General features: G+C 54.3%; 5 protein-coding genes. 3 read left to right on the forward strand and 2 right to left on the reverse strand.

Annotated elements, in window-relative coordinates; all coding sequences use genetic code 11:
• Positions 1 to 457, reverse strand: a 457-nt coding sequence (locus V6D20_19450; protein ID HEY9817959.1) for an aminotransferase class I/II-fold pyridoxal phosphate-dependent enzyme, incomplete at its 3' end; no start/stop codon positions are given.
• Positions 458 to 680: 223 nt separating this feature from the next.
• Between V6D20_19450 and V6D20_19455 the strand changes: the two genes are divergently transcribed.
• The 3 genes from V6D20_19455 to V6D20_19465 all read left to right on the forward strand — a co-directional run bounded on the left by V6D20_19455 (position 681) and on the right by V6D20_19465 (position 3,003).
• Positions 681 to 1,232 (forward strand): shikimate kinase, encoded by a 552-nt coding sequence (locus V6D20_19455; GenBank protein ID HEY9817960.1) that lies wholly within the window; start codon positions 681 to 683, stop codon positions 1,230 to 1,232.
• Positions 1,233 to 1,353: 121 nt separating this feature from the next.
• Positions 1,354 to 2,253 (forward strand): acetylglutamate kinase, encoded by a 900-nt coding sequence (argB, locus tag V6D20_19460; GenBank protein HEY9817961.1) that lies wholly within the window; start codon positions 1,354 to 1,356, stop codon positions 2,251 to 2,253.
• Between the two features lie 84 nt (positions 2,254 to 2,337).
• Positions 2,338 to 3,003, forward strand: a complete 666-nt coding sequence (locus V6D20_19465) for an SDR family oxidoreductase (protein ID HEY9817962.1) — start codon at positions 2,338 to 2,340, stop codon at positions 3,001 to 3,003.
• Positions 3,004 to 3,075: 72 nt separating this feature from the next.
• Here V6D20_19465 and V6D20_19470 read toward each other — a convergent pair whose 3' ends face one another.
• On the reverse strand, positions 3,076 to 3,717 hold the full coding sequence (locus V6D20_19470; GenBank protein HEY9817963.1) for a ferritin-like domain-containing protein: 642 nt from the start codon (positions 3,715 to 3,717) through the stop codon (positions 3,076 to 3,078).
• Positions 3,718 to 4,117 lie beyond the last annotated feature (400 nt).

Raw genomic sequence — 4,117 nt, forward strand, 5'->3', positions numbered from 1 at the left:
CGATGAAGGTGACCGCACCCTGGGCAGCGATCAATGCCTCCACAGGCAAACGATGGTGATCTGCGTAGGGAATTTCCAGCACCTTAGCCGGCTGCATCTCGGCAAGGGTTTTGTACAGCACATAGGTCGGTGTGGGATAGACCACGGGGCGATCGCTGTCGGCACAGGCCCGCACCAACAGGTTCAACAGTTCATCACTGCCATTGGTGACCATGATCCAATCCATGGGCACGGCAAACACCTGGCTCACCGCTTGGCGAAAATCGTCGGCGTAGGGCGTAGGGTAGCGCCGCAGCCATTCGCTGTCCAAAGTCTGCAAAACCGCGATCGCCTCTGGAGAGGGCGGGTAGGGGTTTTCGTTGGTATTCAACTTAATCACCGGGGTGCCCGGTCGGGGCTGTTCCCCAGGAATGTATCCAGTCATGGCCGCAACCGCTGGCCGAAAATAGCTGCTCATAGCACTCACCAAAACAAAAGGGGCTAGAATTCCCCAACGCTCTTTATCATAGCGGGGAAGGCGATCGCGATTAAATGCCTTGTTTCCTGACCTGCAGCTCCACCTTGGTCATGACCGGCCGCTCACCATAGCTCCCTGTCCCCGTCTGACGCTAGAATCAGGGTCGCAGCCATCACTCTGGTGCTGGTCTTTGTTCAAGTACTCTTTATGCAAGCGGCGCACCGTGGATGATTTTTTAAAGGGAACCAACCTCTACCTGGTCGGCATGATGGGTGCTGGCAAAAGTACCCTGGGCAAGATTTTGGCCCATGACCTCGGCTACCGCTTTGCCGACACGGACGCGGTGATCGAGCAGGCGGCCGGACAGCCCATCTCCGCTATCTTTGCCCAAGATGGGGAATCGGCTTTCCGTGCCCTAGAAACCGAAGTGTTGGGTCAGCTCGCCAGCTACACCCGCATGGCGATCGCCACCGGGGGCGGTATTGTGATCGAACGCAAGAACTGGAGCTATCTGCAGCATGGAGTCGTCGTCTGGCTCGATGTTTCCGTCGATTTGCTCTACGACCGCCTCAAGGGCGATCAGACCCGCCCCCTGCTGCAGGCCCCGGATCCTAAACAGGTATTGCAAACCTTGCTCAACCAACGGCGATCGCTCTATGCCCAGGCTGATGTGACCATTTCAGTGACCGAACCCCAAGCACCAGAAGCGATCGCTGCTCAAGTACTCGATCGGATTCGCGCCATCCTGCGGCCACCTCACTCCACCGCAGAGTAAAACGATAAGGATTTCATGACATTACCGCCATTGGCTCCTGCTTTCTGCCAAAATCTCTGACAGTTGAGCGTTATGCTCCATCGGTTGTGCCCATCTTCGCCCCTTTGTCACCCATCCGCCCATGATCAACGATAACGATAGCAACTATATCGAACGAGACGAAGCTACCCGAGTTCGCGTGTTGAGCGAGGCCCTGCCCTATATCCAAAAATTTGCTGGACGCACCATTGTGGTGAAATATGGCGGGGCGGCGATGAAAGATAGCAGCCTCAAGGCCAAGGTGATGCGGGACATTGTGTTCATGGCCTGCGTGGGATTGCGTCCCGTGGTGGTGCATGGCGGCGGCCCGGAAATTAACTCATGGTTGACCAAACTGAATATCGAGCCCCAGTTCAAAAATGGCCTGCGGGTCACCGATGCCGCCACCATGGATGTGGTGGAAATGGTCTTGGTGGGGCGGGTGAACAAGGAAATTGTGTCGTTGATTAACCAGGCAGGCGGGGCAGCGATCGGGCTCTGTGGCAAAGACGGCAACATGATCCTCGCCCGTCCCCAAGGCGAAGCGGGTATTGGCTTTGTGGGCGAAGTGAGCGCCATGAATACCCAGGTGATTGAAGCGATCGTTAACAGCGGCTACATTCCGGTGGTGTCCAGCGTGGCCGCCGATGAAACCGGTCAAGCCTACAATATCAACGCCGACACGGTAGCGGGTGAAATGGCCGCAGCCCTAGGTGCCGAAAAGATGATCCTGCTCACCGATACCCCAGGCATTTTGCAAGATTACACCGATCCAGCCACCCTGATTGCCAAGTTGGACATTCAACAGGCTCGGCAACTGATTGATTCTGGTGTTGTGGGCGGCGGCATGATTCCTAAGGTCAACTGCTGCGTGCGATCCCTGGCCCAGGGCGTTAAGGCTGCTCACATCATCGACGGCCGCATTCCCCACGCGCTGCTCTTGGAAATTTTCACCGATGCTGGGATTGGATCCATGATTGTAGCCTCGGAGTTTCGCTCCTAAGGTTTCCAAGCATGTGGTCTGAGACATCACCCAAGGGCGATCGCCTTTCGGTACACTGGCCATTGGTGAATTCCAGGATCAGCCATGGCAGTCTACGTCATCACGGGAGCAAATCGCGGCATCGGCTATGAATATTGCCGTCAACTCAAACAGCGGGGCGATACAGCGATCGCCGTTTGTCGTACACCATCGAATGAGCTGAAGCAGCTAGGTGTTCAGGTCGAAACCGGCATCGATATCACCTCTGACCGATCGGTGGCCGATCTAACCGATCGCTTAGATGGCCTTGGGATTGATGTGTTGATCAACAATGCCGGTATTTTGCAGCGCAATACCCTAGAAAATCTAGATTTCGAGAGTATTCGCCAGCAGTTTGAAGTGAATGCCTTGGGCACCCTGCGGGTTACCCAAGCTCTTTTGCCCAATCTTCACAGCGGCTCCAAGGTGATCATCATGACCAGTCGCATGGGATCGATCGCCGATAATACTTCCGGTGGTTCCTATGGCTATCGCATGTCGAAAGTTGCCGTATCTATGGCAGGCAAATCCTTATCCCACGATCTAAAACCCCGTGGCATTGCGGTAGGCATCCTCCATCCAGGGCTCGTGAGCACCCGCATGACCGGCTTTACCTCCGGTGGCATTACGCCCGAAACATCTGTGAATGGCTTGTTAGAACGCATTGACGCGCTAACGCTGGAAACAACCGGCACCTTTTGGCACGCCAATGGCGAGGTGCTTCCCTGGTAAGGAGTTAAGTTTAAATATGCAAGGAGCGATCGCTTTCATAGGGGGCGATCGCTCCTCGGTTAACTCAAAATCTTATTCGACCATCAACACCCACTCACTGCGAGTGTCGCCATTGATAAACGCGGCGGGCACGTGATAAATATCTACGCCGAGGGAAATAAATGCGGCGCGAATGGCCGTAGCATGGGCAGACTCGGTGGCTGCAATGGAGACCCCAGCGGTAACCAAGGCAGGGGTTTTGAACTGAGCGGCTTCATTGCCATAGGCGATCGCTGCATCGACTTCCAGCGCTAGAGCTAGCTTGGCAATATTTACATCCGAGTCTAGGTTACCTTCGCCAGCTTCAAGATAGGCAGAAACGTCGTAACTTTCCTCTGCCATAACGGGCATTCCGCCCAAGCTGGTGATCACGGAGGCTAGTAAATCCCGGTGTTCCATGTGGTCGGCTTGATTTCTGAGTGCAAGCGCCAAAACAGCCTGCCCAACCTCGGTTTCGCTCAGTTGAGGGGCAGCAAAGCCATAGGCCCAGATGGCTTGGTGTTCGTAGTACAGAGCGGTGTTCAAAATGCCTATATCATTGGCCACATCATCCTCGGACGCCATAGCGGGACGTGGCTTGAGCAATGATAGGCCAATTGCGCCAGATAGACCAGCGATCGCACCCCCAGCCAGGATTTGACGGCGAGATAGCGCCTGCTTGGATGTAGGAATCATAATCAGTGTTCTCTTGTAAGGGTCTCACTCTTGTTACGAGGAGAACTCCAATTCGGATTGGTCTGGCTCTCATACCAATTGAATGGGAAGCAACACTGGACGTAGGGTGCGATCGCGAAGCATAACGCACCGCTCCCCCATTAATGATGCGTTATGTTTTCTACTCGATCTCTGCCCCGCCCATATCTTTTGGATGCTGCTTGTTATGGAAGAAAATGTACCTGCAAGTCCATCCAATATAACTTTGCTTGGTTCAATAGAATGTTTTTGACGAATCGCGTCGCGGACTTGGTCAAGTAGCTTTCTGAGGCGGGATTCCATAGCGAGGACGATAGATGCTATAGTATTTGTGTACTAAGTCTGCGTGCATTGCCTGGGTACTGACCATGAAGATTTGCTG

Source organism: Candidatus Obscuribacterales bacterium, from assembly GCA_036703605.1.
GTDB lineage: Bacteria > Cyanobacteriota > Cyanobacteriia > RECH01 > RECH01 > RECH01.